This is a genomic window from Ruegeria sp. N4 (genome assembly GCF_056531425.1).
Genome location: NZ_JBQFLT010000011.1, coordinates 123,236 through 140,097 on the forward strand (window position 1 = coordinate 123,236; position 16,862 = coordinate 140,097).

The following is a 16,862-nucleotide window of genomic DNA, read 5'->3' on the forward strand; positions in this document are numbered from 1 at the left end:
TGTTGCGGGATGACCGAAGCGGACACAAAAGACAAAGACACCCAGATTCCCACGAACCTGCGCCTGCTGCTGATCCTGGAAGAGGTGGCACGGCGCGGGGTCGCCGTCAAACCCTCGGACCTGATCGACGCATTGGGTCTGGCAAAGCCGACGATACATCGCCTGCTGCAAACAGCCGAGGCTGAAGGGTTTCTTCAGCGTGATCTGGATGGTCGGTCTTATGGTCCCGGTCCGCGTTTGCGGCAGCTGTCGCTGAATACCGTGTCGTCCGAACATCTTCGCACGGCCCGCCTGGCCATTATTCGCGGCGTCGCGGATGAAATCGGTGAAACCTGCAATCTGGCGATCCCGGATCGCGAGGGTATGATCTATCTGGACCGGGTCGAGACGAAATGGCCGCTGAGAATTCAGTTGCCGATCGGAACACAAGTCCCGTTTCACTGCACCGCCAGTGGCAAGATGTATTTGTCGACCCTGCGCCCGAGCACTTTGGATGGGTTTCTTTCCGCAGGTAACCTCAGCCCGAATACCGATCGCACGATAACGAAGCCCCAGGCCTTGCGGGCCGAGATAACCCGCGTCGCGCAGAACGGGTTTTCGACAGATGATGAGGAGTTCATGCCCGGTATGACGGCCATCGCGGTCCCGGTCATAGACAAGAACAACAGGCTGGCCGCCACTCTGTCCGTTCATGCGCCGACGCAGCGCCATGATCTGAACAGTTTGAAGCAATTTCTTGCCTTGCTACAGGACGGTGCGCGCAAACTGTCGGGTTTGCTGACCTCGTAGCCCGGCGATTGATTGACAACTTGTCGCCTTACGCGGCTGCTTTGCGCGATGCCTTGGCCGGGACGTAGTTGAGCACCGGGGCCAGCCAGCGTTCGGCCTCTTCCACGGTCATTCGTTTTCTCTTGGCGTAGTCCTCGACCTGATCGCGTTCCACTTTGCCAACGCCAAAATAATAGCTGTCCGGGTGCCCGATATAGAGCCCGGAGACAGATGAGCCGGGCCACATCGCCATGCTTTCGGTCAGCGTCACGCCGGTCGCGGCCTCGGCGTCCAGCAGGCTGAACAGCGTGCGTTTTTCGGTGTGATCGGGCTGGGCCGGATAGCCCGGCGCGGGGCGGATACCGGCATAAGGTTCGCTGATCAGGGCCTGTGGGTCGAAGTCTTCACCCTTAGCGTAACCCCAAAATTCACGCCGGACCCTTTCATGCAGCATCTCGGCCATGGCTTCGGCGATCCGGTCGGCCAGAGCCTTGACGAGGATCGCGCCGTAATTGTCGTTGGCCTTGTCCAGCCGCTCGGCAATGTCGGAGTCCTCCGGTCCCGCCGTGACGACAAACCCGCCGACATGGTCCGCACTGTGGCCTTCGGGCGCCACAAAATCCGACAACGCGACATTCGGGCGATCACCGCGTTTCGCGGTCTGCTGGCGCAACGCGTGCAGGGTGGCCAGAGTTTCAGCGCGGTCCGGGCCGGTATACAGCCTGATGTCATCGCCGACCGCGTTGGCAGGCCAGAATCCAACAACCGCGCGGGGTGTGAACCAGCGCTCTGCGATAATCTGATCCAGCATTGCCTGCGCATCGGCGAAAAGCGCCCGGGCCGCCACGCCCTGTTTTTCATCTTCAAGAATTCCAGGATAGACACCGCGCATTTCCCAGGTCTGGAAGAAGGGCGTCCAGTCGATATAGCGGGCGATTTCGGCCAGATCCCAATCCTGCAGAACGCGCGTTCCGGTGAAGGACGGAGCAACGGGCTCGTAAGCATCCCAATCCAGTTTCAGCGCATTGGCCCGCGCCTTGGCCAAAAGCAGGCGGTTCTTGGCGCGTTCGCCGCGCTCGTGCTTGTCGGCCACATCCGCATATTCGGCCTGAATCCCGGCGACATAATCGGGTTTCTGCGTCGGGCTCAGCAAAGCGCCGACAACCCCGACCGCGCGGCTGGCATCGGTGACATAGACCGCCTGCCCATGCGTGTAACGCGGCGCGATCTTGACCGCCGTGTGCACCCGCGACGTGGTCGCGCCGCCGATCAGCAGCGGAATATCGAACGCTTCGCGCTCCATTTCCGAGGCCAGATGCGCCATCTCGTCCAGCGACGGCGTGATCAGTCCTGACAGGCCGATAATGTCTACCTTCTCGTCGCGCGCGACTTGCAGGATCTTCTGCGGCGGGACCATGACGCCCAGATCGACGATCTCATAATTGTTGCAGGCCAGAACCACGCCGACGATATTCTTGCCGATATCGTGCACGTCCCCCTTCACCGTGGCCATCAGAATCTTGCCCGCAGATTGCCGACCCTCACCGCCATTCCGGCGCTTTTCTTCCTCCATGTAGGGCAGCAACACGGCCACGGCCTGCTTCATCACACGAGCTGATTTCACCACCTGCGGCAGGAACATCTTGCCCGCGCCAAACAGATCGCCCACCACGTTCATCCCGGCCATCAGAGGCCCCTCGATGACATGCAAGGGGCGTTCCGCATCGCCGCGCGCGGCCTCGGTGTCTTCTTCGATGAACTCGGTGATACCGTTGACCAGCGCATGCTCCAGCCGTTTCTCGACCGGCCAGTCGCGCCAGGCCAGGTCGCGGGTTTTCTCCTCGCGCTTGTCACCACGGAAACGTTCGGCGATGTCCAGCAGGTTCTCGGTCGCGCTGCCGCCGGATTTCGGCTGGCGGTTCAGGACCACATCCTCGCATGCTTCGCGCAGGTCGGGATCGATCTGGTCATAGACCGCTAGTTGGCCCGCATTGACGATGCCCATATCCATCCCGGCCTGAATGGCATGGTACAGGAACACCGCATGCATCGCCTCGCGCACCGGTTCATTGCCACGAAAGCTGAAAGACAGGTTCGACACCCCGCCCGAGACATGTGCATGGGGCAGGTTCTGACTTATCCAGCGGGTCGCCTCGATGAAATCGACGCCGTAATTGTCGTGTTCCTCGATTCCCGTGGCGACGGCAAAGATGTTGGGGTCAAAGATGATGTCTTCGGGTGGGAACCCCATATCCTCGACCAGAATGCGATAAGCGCGGGCGCAAATCTCGGTCTTGCGCTCGAAGGTGTCGGCCTGACCGGCCTCGTCAAAGGCCATGACCACCACAGCAGCCCCATAGGCCAGACACAGACCCGCGTGATGGCGAAACGCCTCTTCGCCCTCTTTCAGGCTGATCGAGTTCACCACAGGCTTTCCCTGCACGCATTGCAGCCCGGCCTCGATCACCTCCCACTTCGAGCTGTCGATCATGATTGGCACGCGGGCGATATCGGGCTCGGACGCGACAAGGTTCAGGTATTCGACCATCGCCTGTTTGCTGTCGATCAGCCCTTCATCCATGTTGATGTCGATGATCTGAGCGCCGTTTTCCACCTGATCCCGCGCAACGTCCAGCGCGGCGGCATAGTCGCGGTTCACGATCAGCTTGCGAAACCGGGCCGAGCCGGTGACGTTGGTCCGCTCACCCACATTCACAAAGGGGATGTCGGGCGTCAGGACAAAAGGCTCCAGCCCTGAGAGGCGCAGGTGACGGGTCATGCTGGTACCTTTCTGGGGGCAAAAGGGGCAACCGCTTCGGCAATCGCGCGAATATGGTCGGGTGTGGTGCCGCAGCAACCGCCGACCACGTTGACGATGCCATCGCGGGCAAACTCTTCGACCTGAGCGGCGGTCTGGTCCGGGGTTTCGTCATACTGTCCGAACTCATTCGGCAGGCCCGCATTGGGGTAGGCGCAGGTCAGGGCGGTAGCCACGCCCGAAATCTCGGCCATATGCGGGCGCATGGATGCAGCGCCAAGGGCGCAGTTCAGCCCGACGGTGAAAGGGCGCGCATGGGCGACCGAGTGCCAGAAGGCGGTGGGCGTCTGGCCAGAAAGCGTCCGGCCCGAGGCATCGGTGATCGTGCCCGAGATCATCAGCGGCAGGCGACGTCCGGCCTTGGCGAAGCTCTCGAAAGCCGCAAAAATCGCCGCCTTGGCGTTCAGCGTGTCAAAGATCGTCTCGATCAGGATCAGGTCAGAGCCTCCTTCGATCAGCCCGTCGATCTGCTGGCCATAGGCTATGCGCAGATCATCAAAACTGACGGCGCGGTATCCGGGATCGTTCACATCCGGGCTGATCGAGGCCGTCCGGTTCGTCGGCCCCACAGCCCCGGCCACAAACCGGGGTTTGCCGTCCTCAGCCGTGGCCCGGTCCGCCGCGCGCCGCGCCACCTGCGCGCCTGCGACGTTCAGATCATGCACCGCAGCCTCCAGCCCGTAATCGGCCTGCGCGATGGTGGTTGAGGAAAAAGTGTTGGTTTCAAGGATGTCCGCCCCGGCCATTGCGAATTCATACTGTATATCCTCAACCGCCTGCGGCTGGGTCAGCACCAACAGGTCGTTGTTGCCCTGTTGCGGATGATCCGGGTGATAGTGATGCCGACAGCCGGGGCCATGGATGTGACCGTTGGCGGTAAAATCCTCTTCGGTCATGTTCAGCGTCTGGATCATTGTGCCCATGGCCCCGTCAAGGATCAGGATGCGCTGGGCAGCCAATGCGCGCAGCGTCGCGAGCGCGGGTGTGTCGGGCAAGGTAAAGTCAAGCATTCGCGGTATCCAATCGGCTGTGTGGGCCGAAGGTATAGCGCGTTGGCATTATGAGGTGAAATGATTGTTATTCGACTAAATTATGAGTTTGCGTCATGATGCACCTTGTTCGGCGTGCAAATCCAACGAAATCACTAATAAGCAGTCAAAGCATTGCCCGGCCAAAATCGTCCAAAATGCGGGCGATGGCACAGGCTGAATTGCCCGCATGAGATCACAAGGCGGCGCGGCGCGCGCGATGGCCCCCTCGGCGCTGTTTTGCGGGCAGGGCCAGGAACAATGGTTCCAGGGGCATCTGCATGGATCTGGCCAGCAGGTCGCAGAACACAGCGATGGCGGGTGAGGTCTCGGCAAACGGTTTGGCCTTGGCCAAAGCAATCCGCGCCTGCGCATGGTAGTTCGCGGAACCGGGCAGGCCGCCCAGCCATTGCATATAGCCCATCTGCCCCAGCTCTTGCGCGCGCTGCGGAGGCACGTGGCCGGTGTCCAGTTGGGAAATGGTCAGGTCAAGCATAACGACGCCCTCCGCGTTTTTGGGCGGCTTGTGTGGGGCATCAACAGTGATGTCTGGCCAATGCGGTCCATCTCTTGTCGCTCCGTCCACGGGCACCCCGCCCGAGTTAAGGTGACTGCGGCACATTTGCGCCGGAGATGGCAGGTCTCCTGACTTGCGGTTCATCGCTGTCCCCGTCCTTCCCGGACAACCCATGCGGGGTCATCCAGTGGTCTGTCGGGGGTCGCTCGCCGCTTACAGTTGCGGGGGCAGTTGCGGCCTTGGGCGTTTGCCCGCACCGCATTCCCTTTTCAGCCGACTCAGAGCGTCGGACACCATCGGCTGCACAGTCTCATAAGGCCAAAGCCCTGTCTACCGGTGCCAGCAAAGCACGCAGCGTCGGATTGCAACCCGTCGGGACTTGAACCCAAATCAAACTGCGAAACCCTTCTAATCCCGAGAGCGGGACCAGCGCACCAGAAGACTGGCCGCGATGGGCGCGCCGATGATCACCAGAACGATCCGTGTCAGGTGGTGGGTAATGACAAACCCGAGATCCGCGCCCGAGACGATGGCCAAGACCGTCATTTCAGCCTGCCCGCCGGGGGCATAGGCAAGGAAGGCCTCGATCGGTTGCCCGAACCCCAACGTGGTCACAAGGGCCGTGAAGGCTGCCGCAAGTATGGCCAGCACAACAACATAGGCGCAGCCCGCCGCCACAACTTTGCGCAGCTCGACCCATGTGACACCGATAAATTTCACGCCGATGGTGCAGCCGATAAAGAATTGCGCGACAAGGATCGCCTCGCGCGGTGGGCGGGTGTGGATGAAATCGCCCAGTGACAAGGCCGCAGTCAGGATCATTGGGCCCAAAATGGACGCTCCGAACAGGCCGATCCGCTCACCGCCTTTCCAGCCGACAATGGCGGCGACGACCATCAGCGCCAGTTCTTGCAGAGGCAGGTCGCGGGCGGGTTCGCCAATGGGGTTGGTCAGGTCAGCGTCGTAGAACAGGGTCAGGAGCAACGGGGCGAGCGTCACGATGATCAGCACGCGCGTGCCATGGATCAGGGACAGGGCGCGCGGATTGGCACCGGCCTCGGTGCCGAAGATGATCATGTCCTGCAACCCGCCGGGCATCGCGGCGTAAAAGGCCGTTTTGTCGTCAAAGCCCCAGACCTTGCGAAAGAACGGCACCCCGACCAAAGCGATCAATAGGATGAAGGGCGGGATCAGAGCAATTGACGCTGCCATTTTCGGCAGTTGGCCAAACAGATCAGGCGTGATCGAAGCCCCCACCGCCACGCCCAGGATGGTACGCGCCGCGACCGAGATCTGCCCGAACCCTTCCATCGGCGCATGCGCCAGTGCCGCAATCAGGCAGGCGGTCATGGGGCCGAACAGAAAGGGTAGGGGCAGGCCCAGCATCCAGAATACGACCGTTCCCAGCACGGCAAGGCCGAAGGTGATGGCCCGCCTTACGGGGCGGCTTGGTGATGTGGCTTGGACGGACAAATTTCAGGCCCGATGTCATGGGATCAATTGTATCCAATGGTATACAAATGGGCGCGGTTTGCAAGACCACGCGCACCGACCATTCAGAATGCCCGAGTGAAGAACGGCCTGTGATGCAGCTTGGCGCTATCAGCGTGTGTTGGATGAGATCCAGGAACGAGGTCTCGAAATCAAGGCGAGTGTCACTGAATTCGTTTCAACCCCACCAATCCAACAGGGCTTACGTGGGTGCCGACCCGCCAAACGCCGCCTGATAAGCCTTGTTGCTTTTCGCCCAGTCGATCAGTTCCTCACCCGCTTCCAGCGCGGCCTTCTCGTTTGGCGCATTCGAAATGGCATCCAGCCGCTTGTGAAGGTCGGAACTGGGGTCTGCCGTCATCGCCCCAACCTCCATCACAAGGCTGACATTCGGGGGCGGGGTGTAGACATAGCCGTTCTGCGATTGCGCCTCGATCCGTTTGAGCAGGGCGGGCACGATGGATGCGGTGTCATGCACATAGTCCCAATTGGTCGAAAGCCCCTGAATCATCGGGTTATCGACCCCACCAAACAGCGTCACCGGTGTCGTCTTGTAGATCACAAGGGGCATTCCAGCGGCGTAGGCTGTTGTCACCTCGACAATACTGCCGCCATCGGGCACCCGGCCATCCATGTTGAACACAAGGCTCGAACAGCGCCCGAGCAATTGGTAGATATCCTGCGCGTAGCCGACCTTGAGGATGATATACAGCATCTCCTGTCCCTTTTGTGACCAGACCTGAGGGTCCTGCAACATATCCATCATCTTGGCGATCTCGACGCCGTCGCGCGGGGCGAGATAGGTGCCGAACCCTCCGGCCTCGAGCACGGCGGCGATGTTATATTGCTCCCAAAGATCACCGACGCTGAACATCGGGCCCGAGCAGAAAACGATATGGTCTGTCATGAAATGGTCCTCTGGTTAAAATTCAGTGTCGTCAGGCCGGGTCTGAAGCGGCTGCGCCGGGCTCCAGCCGACCGGCCCAATCGGCAACCAACTGCGCGCCTTCGGCTTCGCGCGCGGTGCCGTTTAGCATATCAGACAGCACCCGCGCACAGCGCAGGGCCAGCGAAGCCGATCCGGCAGCCCCGGCTTCGTCAATTGCGGTGCGCAGCAGCGCCTCGGCCTCATCTTGTCGGTCCAGAACAGCCAGCACCTGTGCTTTCAACCGCATCAGGTCCGGGTTCCAAACCGGCTGGTTCAACATCCCCGACAGTTGCAGCCCGGTGTCAACGATCGCCAGCGCCGTATCCGGATCGTCATTGGCCAGCCGTGTGTCAGCCATGATCGCAAACCCCATGCCCGAGCCTGTCTGACTGCCGGTTTTCGCCAGCAAGGCCAGACCGGCATCAACCTCCTGACAACGCTTGTCCGGCGGGTCGATGGGTTGTCCGGCCCGGAACAACTGGCTTAACCCGCCCCAAAGCGGGATGCCAAGCTGGGTGCATGTCTCATAGGTCTCGGTGGCCAGAGCATAGGCGCGGTCACTGTCCCGGCGGCAATGCAGGGTGATGATCAGAAAGGCCCGTGCGGCGGCCAGGCTGAGCGCCGAGTTCAACCCCTCGGCCAGCGCCAACCCCGCCTCGGCACGTTCCAGCGCCGTATCGGGCGCGCCGCACCACCAATGGGCCACCGCGCTGACCCCATAGGCCAGAACGCCCTGATCGGTGCCAATGCCATAGGTAACTTCGGCGTAATCCTCGGGGCGGTAGAGACGGATCGCCTCTTCCGCATGTTCAACGGCAATCTCACCTTCGCCCAGTTGAAACCGCAGAAAGGCGAGCGTGGTATGGGCGCGCAACATGCCGATCCGGTTCGCGCCCGCGCCGGGCATATCCAGAATGCGGTCGGCATATTCTATGCCCCTAGCGCAGTCGCCCTTGTCCAGAAAATGCGCAGCCAGCCCGTTCAGCGCCGATGAGGTCTCATCCGCGTCACCAAGACGTTCGGCCAGTTCCAACGCGCGATCCAGCACCGGTTTGATTTCGGGTGAGGCAAAGCCCCGCACGCCCATGATCGCGTTTTCCAGCGGGATCTGGATGGACAGCTCGATCTCGTCCCGCTGGCGGTTTTCCTCGGTCTGCTCCAGCGAGGCCAAAGCACGGCGATACAGCACCGTTGCATCCTCGACCGCAGCTTGCTTGACCGCGCGCAGCCCGGCGTCGCGGTACCAGATGGCGGCATCGGTAAAGTGCCGGGCAGCATGAAGGTGATGGGCGATCTTGTCGGGCTGTTCCGCCGTCCCGTCCTGAAGGCACGCAGCGGCGCGGGCATGCAGATCGGTCCGCTCGGCCCGCAGAAGCGTGGCATAGACCGCGTCCTGCGTCAGCGCGTGGCGGAACATGTAGCCGTCATTGGTGCCCGAACGCGGGCGTAGAATATCGGCCTCCAGCAAATCCCCGACCGTTCCGGATATCTCGACCTCATCGCGCTGGGCGACCTGGGACAGGATCGACATATCCAGATCCTCGCCCAGAACGGCGGCGACCTGAGCGGTCTTTTTCGACTCGGGCGACAGAGCGTCCAGCCGCTCCATGATCAGGCTGTTCAGGGTTGGCGGAACCGCGCGGCTTTGGCGGTGTCCGGTCTGGTTTTCCCCGGCAAAGCGGGCCAGTTCTTCGATATAAAGGGGGTTGCCTGCGCCGCGCGTCAGGATGTCTTCCAGTACCGCATCCGACAGGTCCGCGGGGGCGGCGGCCCGTTGCGCCAACTGCGTCGCCTGGTCGTGATCCAACGCTGCAAGCGCGATCACTTCGGACCGTTTTGCGGGCAGCCCCGGACTGCCATCATCGCGCTGCGCCACAAGGCAGAAAACCGGCAGCGGCTGAGGCCAGTCGAGCAACATCTCAAGCAGTTCCAGGCTGGTGGCGTCACACCAGTGAAGGTCTTCGCAGACCAGCACGACAGGACGATCAACCGCAAGTCGTGCAAGCCAGTGCCCGAGGGTCAGAAGGGTCCGGTGCCGCAGGGTTTCCGGGCTGGAATTTTCCAACGCGGCCGTGTCGGAGGTATGGATACCAAGCAACCGGGCAATCAGCGGCACGGTCTCGTCCGGTGCATTGTCTTGTTGCGTCACACCCTGTCTGAGACGGTTGAGCGCCTCGTCGTCCTCCATGCCCGGAGTGATACCAAGGCTTTGCTGGATCAGCCCGATGAAGGGTGCAAGCGGCGCGCTTGACGACAGCGCGTCACACTGTACCCCAAGCCAGATATGGGGGGTTTCGGCCAATTGGGCCCGGAAGGCACGCAGCAGGCTGGTTTTGCCAATCCCCGGATTGCCTTTCACCGTTGCCGCGACCGGCCCGTGTTCGGTAGCCTTTTGCCAGAGTTCACGCAATTGACCCAGCACCGCCTCGCGCCCCAGCAGCAGGGTCGAGCCTGTGATGCTTCCAGACCTGGCATTGGCAGCGGCAGGGCGCAATACGCGGTGTAGAGGCAATGGGCGGACAACGCCTTTCAGGTCAACCGGTCCCAGAGGTTGCGATACAAATTTCTGTTTGAACAGCGACATCACCGGATCGCTGACCAATACTGTTCCGGGACGGGCCTTCGCCTCGATCCGGGCGGCAATGTTCACTGTTTCACCAAACAGAACATCGCGCCCGCCCTGTTCGCTTTCACCCACCACCACCTCGCCGGTATGCACCCCGATGCGGGCCTGCAGGCGTGGTGCGTCCGGGTCCGTACCGGGCAGGGGTTGTTTCATCGCGCTTAGCAAATCCAACGCGGCCCGCACAGCGCGCTCAGCGTCGTTTTCCCGCGCCTGCGGATAGCCGAAATACAGCAGCAGGCCATCGCCCAGATATTTGGCGACCCGTCCGCCATAGTCTGTGAAAATGCGCCGTCCGGTTTCCTGATAGGCAAGGATCAGCGCGGCGTAATCCTCGGTGTCGATCCGGCCGCTCAGATCGGTCGATCCGGCCAGATCGACGAAGACCACAACAAGCTGCCGGCGCTCGCCGACGACATTGTGCCGGTTCGAGAGGTCTTCGTCGGAATGAACCATCTCTGCCCCCTGAAACGCCCCAAAATAAGGTTTAACGCGTTAACTCTTTCAGCTTGACCGCATGAGTTCCCCGGCGTCAAGTAAGAGTTGGCGCCTCTGACCCGGGCCAAACCCCCGGCAAACGCCTTAAAAAAACGGGCCGCAGGAGAAAGCACAATCATGAGCGATATCCGGTACATCAGCCTGTCCGACATGCATTTCGGGGCCGATAACAGCATCCTGACGCGGCTGACCTCGGCCGATGGTAAGGTGGATCCGAACCATCCAAGCGATCTGCTGGTGCAACTGGTGGGCTGCCTGCGTCATCTGATCAACGCAAACGGGGATGCGCCCCTTCCGACCCTGATCCTGAATGGCGATATTCTGGATCTGGCCTTCAGCACCAAGACCGTTTCGGCCATGGCGTTTCAGCAGTTTCTGGAACTGGCCATGCCCGAGGATCCCGATAGCCGGTTGTTCTCGACCAAGATGATCTATCTGCCGGGCAACCATGATCACCATCTGTGGCAAACCTGCCGGGAGCGCCGGTTCGCCGATCATCTTGCAGGGTCCGACTGGCAGGACAGCGCGCCAACCGTGCCGCATACCACGCCGCTGATGGACCCCGATCCGCTGCCTGATTGCCTGCTGCAATCGATTGGCCGACGCTTGCCTTGGCTGTCCGATCTTACGGTCGAAACGGTCTATCCCAACCTGGCCTTTGCCTCGGGCCAAAAGCTGGTGATCTATACCCACGGTCACTTCATCGAAGACGTCTATCTGCTGGCCAGTACCTTTGCCGATACCCTGTTCCCCGACACCAAGCCCCCTGTCACGATGGAAGAATGGGAGGCGCAGAACTTTGCCTGGATCGATTTTGTCTGGTCCCTGATCGGTCGCTCAGGCCGGATCGGGCCGGATGAAGAGATCATATATAACCTCGGCAAAAGCCCCAAGGAACTGGGTGCGCTGGCAGGCGCGGCGGTCCGGCGGTTTCTGGAGGCCAAGGCCGGGTCGCTGGGTAAATCGCTGGGCGAAGGGGCCGGGGAACTGGTGGGCGATCTGGTCGGAAAAGCGTTCGAGAGGGGCTCGGCGCAGCATCTGCTCAGCGATAGCGGCGCGGGTCTGCGTCGGTTTCTGCAAGTGCCGGTTCAGGGTCAGATCAGGGCCGCCTATGGCGACAAGCCGGTGCCCGCCGACATTTCCGTGGTTTTCGGCCACACGCACAAGCCATTTGAGAAAGTGATGGAGATCGAAGATTTCATCTCTCCCCGCTTCACCGCCGTCAACAGCGGCGGCTGGGTGGTCGACAGCCCCGCCCCGCAACCCCTGATCGGAGGGGCGGCGGTCCTGATGGACGCCGACCTGAACCTTGCCTCGCTGCGCTTTTATAACGAATCGGATGCCCCAGGTGATTACCGCGTGGCGTTGCATAAGGCGGGGCCCGAGGGTGCCGATAACCCTTTGTTCGACCGTTTGTCCCAATTGGTTGACGGCACTCAATGGCCTTGGGCACAGTTTTCGCAAACAGCCGCAGTTGCGGTCAAAACCCACAACACGCGGCTTAAGGCGTTTCTTGCCGCCTATGAGCCAAGCCAGTCCGAAGATGCGACCAAAGCCTGAACTCGACCCATCGAAGCCGATCCGCCAATGACGCGTTCAGAATCCAGCGACCCGGCTGTCACGCCACGAACCCGCGCCAAGGCGCGGCATATTCTGGACAATTACTACATCGGCCCGTCCCGCGACGCCGATGTGCTGGAGATCTGGGGTTACACCGACCGCATGACCTACACCCCGGGTGAACGCGTGGCGCTGCGCGTTTCGACAACCGCCCAGAAATGGGATCTGGAGATTGGCCGGGATGGGGTCTCCTACCAGCCCGTGCTTCGGGAAAGCGGGTTGAAAGGGGTGCATCAGGATACGCCCTTCGACTGTTCGGTTTCCGGGTGCGGTTGGGAGGCGTCTTACGAATTCACCATTCCTGCCGACTGGCCTGCAGGCGGGTATCTGGTGACGTTCAGGGCCGAGCTAGATGGGGATCACGTCGAAGAACACCATCTGTTTCTGCTGCGCCGCGCAAAGGACAAACCGGCTGCGCCCTATCTGTTGGTGTGCGCTACGGGCACATGGCTGGCGTATAATTGCTGGGGCGGGTCCAACCATTATGAGGGTATCGCCGGCCCGGACCAGAATGCGTTTTCGCCTGTTGTTTCAACCCAACGCCCCTGGACGCGGGGGTTTTGCAAACTGCCAGCCGGGGCCCCTCGGGCGGTGCCTGACAGGGCTCATACTGCTGGTGAGATGGTGCGCTACCCCTATATGGAATGGGCCTACGCCTATGGGTATTCGAAGAAATATGCCTCGGCCGGGTGGGCCAGCTATGAACGGCATTTTGCCAGGTGGGCCGAAGCACAGGGTTATGATTTCGACTTTGCCACCCAACATGATCTGGAGGCCGATCCCGACCTGTTGGAACGCCACAGATGCGCGGTTTTTGTTGGGCATGACGAGTATTGGTCGGCGAATATGCGCAAGGCCGTGGATCGCTTTGTCACCAGCGGCGGTCGTGTCGCCCGGTTTGCAGGGAATTTTCTGTGGCAGACCCGGATCGAAGACGAAGGGCAGACCCAGATCTGCTACAAATACACGGCAGAGCTCGATCCGCTGGCCGGAACGGACCAGCAGCATCTGGTGACAGCAGCGTGGGAGGTTGATCCGGTGAACTGGCCGGGTGCCCAGACGTTCGGGGTGAACGGGCTTAAGGGCATCTACGCGGGCTTGGGCCGGTGTGCGGGGCAGAACAGCGGTTTCACGGTCTACCGCCCCGATCACTGGGCACTTGCCGGAACGCAATTGGGCTATGGCGATCAACTGGGAAGTAGCTCGCGGATTTACGGGTACGAGGTCGACGGGCTGGATTACAGAATGGAGGATGGCCTGCCGTTTCCGACAGGGACCGATGGAGCTGATCCCGACATCTCTATTCTGGCCGTGGGTCTGGCAACAAACCTAGAGCCGGATCACGGAATTTGGGGTGAGACGATGTATATCGGCAGCGCCGACGCTGCTTTCAAAGCACGGACACTGTTCGGCGAACTGACCCAGGAAACGCTTGACCGCAGCACGCGCGGAAACGGAGTTATTGTGCATTGGGAGCGTGGGCAAGGCGAAGTCTTTACCGCCGCCACCTGCGAGTGGGTCATGGGCCTGACGCGCCGCGATTGGCAGGTCGAGCAGATCACCCGCAACGTGCTGGACCGGTTTGGGCGGGCTTGACGCGTTGTGTCAGTGACCCCAAGAATCCCTTCCTTTTGGGGTTTCGGCAATTTCTTGCTGGATTTTGAGTGTACGCGCAGATCGTTGCGGTGATTTGGTCAGAGCATCCGATCACTCAACGGACGCGATGTGGCTTTAGCGCCATGCGGCGAACATGTCCCGAGTGTTCAGGACGATAAGGGATTTAGGAATGCGCTTACCCGTGGTATTCTCAAGATGAGACAGTGAGTTACGAACGGGCCGATTTGATCAGGCACAACTTGGAAGATGCCCATTATTTTAGCGACTGTTGCGGGTATGTCCCGCAGGCGCGCGAAAAGAATAAGTCGTTTTTGGCTTTTCAGAAGGTGCTGCTAGATTTTGTGTATCGGGCGCTGTAAGGCGGCGAAAAAAGGAACGATTGAGGTGTTACGTATGTCGAATATGCGAAATGCGGTAGCAGGTATTGTGCTGGCACAGCTTGCGCTGTTCATTCCAGAAACCGCGCAGGCGCAAGATGGGCTGACAGGGGCTGACGGGGCCTTTCATGGCCTCTATGCCGGGTTGGAAATTGGCGCTGGCACTGCAAGCGGTGACACGGATTACCCTGTCTTGTCCGGTGGAACCTTAGATGCCTCGTTCGATCCGGATAACGGACGCAGTTTCGGTGTCTTGGTTGGCTACAACCTGCAACGCGGCAATATCTTGTACGGCGCCGAAGCCCGGTATTCGAACCTGTCTTACGTGCTTGAACGCGGAGCACCCGCACCGGAAAACCGTGAAGTCATGGATTTCGCAGACGTGCGCGGGCGCGTGGGCTATATCCGCGGTGATTTTTTGCTTTACGGTGCCGTGGGCTGGTCCTGGTCGCGCCTGCGTGTTCATCCAAGCGCAGCTTTTGAGTCTCGGGAAAGTCAAACGACGCTGGATGGTTTCAATATCGGCGTGGGCGTCGAATACAACGTCACGGATCGCTGGTTCGTTGCCGCTGATTACACCTATCGCGACGTCTCGGGCCAGTTTGACGAAGCATCCAACGACAGTGACTTTGATCTGAGCACCATAACCGCGCGTGTCGCATATCGGTTCTGATTGCGACCGCGCCGAAGTGGCGGTACACGCGTTTGACCGCTGAACCAACCGATCACCAAAGCCGTACCACGCCGACACGTGGCACTGTTAAGGACGCCGGATGCCTGTATACACAAATCTTCGCACTGTTTTTGTGCATATCCCGAAAACCGGCGGGTCGACTGTGACCACTTTGCTGAAGCGCGACCATCTGTTGAGTCGTCGTGTGAACGAACGCCATCCACAGGATGAAGAACGCGCGACCATATCCGGGCTGCTGAAACTGGTGGGGGATGAGGCCGATGACTACTACAAGTTCGCGTTCGTCAGAAACCCGTGGGATCGCTTTGTCTCGGCCTATCACTATGTGTGCCAGCGGCGCCCGGATTTGACAGAAGTCAGCGATTGCGGGTCGTTTGACGAGTTCATGGCGACATTTGCGCGTGACCCGGACCGCTTCCTCAAGATCCGGTATTTCATACCGCAGAGCTACTTTCTGACGACACGCTCGGGCGAAATGCCGATTGATTTCATCGGCCGGTTCGAACGCTTTGATGACGATCTCAAAGTGGTGATGAAACAGCTTGGCCTTCGAAGATCGACGGTACGCCACAGGAAAAAGACGGCGCGTTCGGACTACCGTGACTATTTCGATGACGACAGCCGGGATGTGGTTGCGCAGGCCTATGCGCGTGACATCGAGCTGTTTGGCTATTCCTTTGAAGACGGAAGCACCCGAAAGAAATCAAAATTCCTTGGCCTGTTCTAAGCGGTTTAAGACCGAAACAAAAAAGCCCGCACATCGGTGCGGGCCTTCTCTGTTTGCTTGACTTGGGACTTACTGCGGAATTTCGCCTTCCAGCCCCTCGACATAGAAGTTCATGCCAGCCAGCGTACCGTCATCAGCGGTTTCGCCCTCGGCCAGCCAGTCACTGCCGTCCTGCTTCTTCAGCGGGCCGGTGAAGGGGTGGTATTCACCCGCAGCCATGGCGGCTTTCAGGGCCAAGGCTTCTTCTTTGACATCAGCCGGAACGGCGTCGGTGATTTCACCGATTGCGACCATGCCTTCGCGGATGCCATCCCAGGTGTTGGCGCTTTCCCATGTGCCATCCATGACGGCCTGGGTCCGCGCAATGTAATACGGTGCCCAATCATCGATGATCGACGACACGCGCGGGAACGGAGCGTATTCGCTCATGTCCGAGGCCTGACCAAAGGTGACCACGTTGCCTGCCTCTTGTGCTGCCGCTTGCGGCGCGGTCGAGTCGGTGTGTTGCAGGATCACGTCCGCGCCCTGTTCGATCAGAACCGTGGCGGCGTCGGCCTCTTTCGCTGGATCAAACCAGGTGTAGGCCCAGACGATCTTGAACTCGACATCCGGGTTCACCTTCTTGGCGTGGATATAGGCCGAGTTGATGCCACGGATCACTTCGGGGATCGGGTACGAGCCGATATAACCGATGATGTTCGATTCCGTCATGTTTCCGGCGATATGGCCCTGAACCGCGCGACCTTCGTAAAACCGGGCCGAGTACACGGAGACATTGTCGGCAGTCTTATACCCGGTGGCGTGCTCGAATTTCACATCCGGGAACTTCTTTGCCACGTTGATGGTCGGGTCCATGTAACCGAACGAGGTTGTAAAGATCAGATCCGCGCCTTCCAGCGCCATCTGGGTCATCACACGCTCGGCGTCGGGGCCTTCGGGAACGGATTCAACAAAGACAGTCTCGACCTTGTCGCCAAAGTGCTCTTCGACCGCCAGACGGCCCTTGTTGTGCTCATAGGTCCAGCCGCCATCGCCCACGGGGCCGACATATACAAAGCCGACCTTGGTTTTGTCTTCGGCCATGGCCCCCGAGGCCAGACCCAGCGCCATGGCGGCGCTTGCCAGAAGTGATGTGAATTTCATGTGTTACTCCCCA

The 16,862-nt window shown here is 60.3% G+C and carries 12 protein-coding genes and 1 riboswitch; of the genes, 5 read left to right on the forward strand and 7 right to left on the reverse strand.

Annotated features, from left to right (window positions below; genetic code table 11):
* Positions 1-9 precede the first annotated feature (9 nt).
* A complete protein-coding gene (locus tag ACR0LW_RS16460) occupies positions 10-789 on the forward strand; it encodes an IclR family transcriptional regulator (protein WP_170521590.1) in 780 nt (259 codons plus the stop codon).
* 28 nt (positions 790-817) lie between these two features.
* Here the strand turns inward: ACR0LW_RS16460 and metH are convergent, their stop codons facing one another.
* The 6 genes from metH to ACR0LW_RS16490 form a co-directional block, all read right to left on the reverse strand.
* Complete coding sequence (gene metH, locus ACR0LW_RS16465; protein ID WP_480883350.1) at positions 818-3,547, reverse strand: methionine synthase; 2,730 nt, start codon at positions 3,545-3,547, stop codon at positions 818-820.
* Positions 3,544-4,596: a homocysteine S-methyltransferase family protein gene (locus ACR0LW_RS16470; RefSeq protein WP_480626386.1), complete on the reverse strand. Its 1,053-nt coding sequence runs from the start codon at positions 4,594-4,596 to the stop codon at positions 3,544-3,546. The genes metH and ACR0LW_RS16470 overlap by 4 nt, the downstream gene beginning before the upstream one ends.
* Before the next feature lie 214 nt (positions 4,597-4,810).
* On the reverse strand, positions 4,811-5,110 hold the full coding sequence (locus ACR0LW_RS16475) for a hypothetical protein (RefSeq protein ID WP_170452778.1): 300 nt from the start codon (positions 5,108-5,110) through the stop codon (positions 4,811-4,813).
* A gap of 122 nt (positions 5,111-5,232) precedes the next feature.
* Positions 5,233-5,444: riboswitch (cobalamin riboswitch) on the reverse strand.
* A 95-nt stretch (positions 5,445-5,539) separates the two neighbouring features.
* On the reverse strand, positions 5,540-6,604 hold the full coding sequence (locus ACR0LW_RS16480) for an AbrB family transcriptional regulator (RefSeq protein ID WP_480883352.1): 1,065 nt from the start codon (positions 6,602-6,604) through the stop codon (positions 5,540-5,542).
* Positions 6,605-6,824: 220 nt separating this feature from the next.
* Positions 6,825-7,529 (reverse strand): nucleoside 2-deoxyribosyltransferase, encoded by a 705-nt coding sequence (locus ACR0LW_RS16485; RefSeq protein ID WP_170452775.1) that lies wholly within the window; start codon positions 7,527-7,529, stop codon positions 6,825-6,827.
* 31 nt (positions 7,530-7,560) lie between these two features.
* On the reverse strand, positions 7,561-10,629 hold the full coding sequence (locus ACR0LW_RS16490; protein ID WP_480883354.1) for an ATP-binding protein: 3,069 nt from the start codon (positions 10,627-10,629) through the stop codon (positions 7,561-7,563).
* A gap of 159 nt (positions 10,630-10,788) precedes the next feature.
* Between ACR0LW_RS16490 and ACR0LW_RS16495 the strand changes: the two genes are divergently transcribed.
* The 4 genes from ACR0LW_RS16495 (at position 10,789) to ACR0LW_RS16510 (ending at position 15,706) form a co-directional block, all read left to right on the forward strand.
* A complete protein-coding gene (locus ACR0LW_RS16495) occupies positions 10,789-12,231 on the forward strand; it encodes a metallophosphoesterase family protein (RefSeq protein ID WP_480883356.1) in 1,443 nt (480 codons plus the stop codon).
* 27 nt (positions 12,232-12,258) lie between these two features.
* On the forward strand, positions 12,259-13,887 hold the full coding sequence (locus ACR0LW_RS16500; protein WP_480883358.1) for a N,N-dimethylformamidase beta subunit family domain-containing protein: 1,629 nt from the start codon (positions 12,259-12,261) through the stop codon (positions 13,885-13,887).
* Between the two features lie 414 nt (positions 13,888-14,301).
* A complete protein-coding gene (locus ACR0LW_RS16505; protein ID WP_480883360.1) occupies positions 14,302-14,958 on the forward strand; it encodes an outer membrane protein in 657 nt (218 codons plus the stop codon).
* Between the two features lie 100 nt (positions 14,959-15,058).
* Positions 15,059-15,706, forward strand: a complete 648-nt coding sequence (locus ACR0LW_RS16510; RefSeq protein WP_170521606.1) for a sulfotransferase family 2 domain-containing protein — start codon at positions 15,059-15,061, stop codon at positions 15,704-15,706.
* 69 nt (positions 15,707-15,775) lie between these two features.
* Here ACR0LW_RS16510 and ACR0LW_RS16515 read toward each other — a convergent pair whose 3' ends face one another.
* A complete protein-coding gene (locus tag ACR0LW_RS16515) occupies positions 15,776-16,849 on the reverse strand; it encodes a BMP family ABC transporter substrate-binding protein (protein ID WP_170452758.1) in 1,074 nt (357 codons plus the stop codon).
* Between the last annotated feature and the right edge of the window lie 13 nt (positions 16,850-16,862).

Excerpts from the sequence above, each read along its gene's own strand:
- ACR0LW_RS16460 (WP_170521590.1), top strand. The coding sequence starts at position 10 with ATGACCGAAGCGGACACAAAAGACAAAGACACCCAGATTCCCACGAAC.
- metH (WP_480883350.1), bottom strand. The coding sequence starts at position 3,547 with ATGACCCGTCACCTGCGCCTCTCAGGGCTGGAGCCTTTTGTCCTGACG.
- ACR0LW_RS16470 (WP_480626386.1), bottom strand. The coding sequence starts at position 4,596 with ATGCTTGACTTTACCTTGCCCGACACACCCGCGCTCGCGACGCTGCGC.
- ACR0LW_RS16475 (WP_170452778.1), bottom strand. The coding sequence starts at position 5,110 with ATGCTTGACCTGACCATTTCCCAACTGGACACCGGCCACGTGCCTCCG.
- ACR0LW_RS16485 (WP_170452775.1), bottom strand. The coding sequence starts at position 7,529 with ATGACAGACCATATCGTTTTCTGCTCGGGCCCGATGTTCAGCGTCGGT.
- ACR0LW_RS16490 (WP_480883354.1), bottom strand. The coding sequence starts at position 10,629 with ATGGTTCATTCCGACGAAGACCTCTCGAACCGGCACAATGTCGTCGGC.
- ACR0LW_RS16495 (WP_480883356.1), top strand. The coding sequence starts at position 10,789 with ATGAGCGATATCCGGTACATCAGCCTGTCCGACATGCATTTCGGGGCC.
- ACR0LW_RS16500 (WP_480883358.1), top strand. The coding sequence starts at position 12,259 with ATGACGCGTTCAGAATCCAGCGACCCGGCTGTCACGCCACGAACCCGC.
- ACR0LW_RS16505 (WP_480883360.1), top strand. The coding sequence starts at position 14,302 with ATGTCGAATATGCGAAATGCGGTAGCAGGTATTGTGCTGGCACAGCTT.
- ACR0LW_RS16510 (WP_170521606.1), top strand. The coding sequence starts at position 15,059 with ATGCCTGTATACACAAATCTTCGCACTGTTTTTGTGCATATCCCGAAA.
- ACR0LW_RS16515 (WP_170452758.1), bottom strand. The coding sequence starts at position 16,849 with ATGAAATTCACATCACTTCTGGCAAGCGCCGCCATGGCGCTGGGTCTG.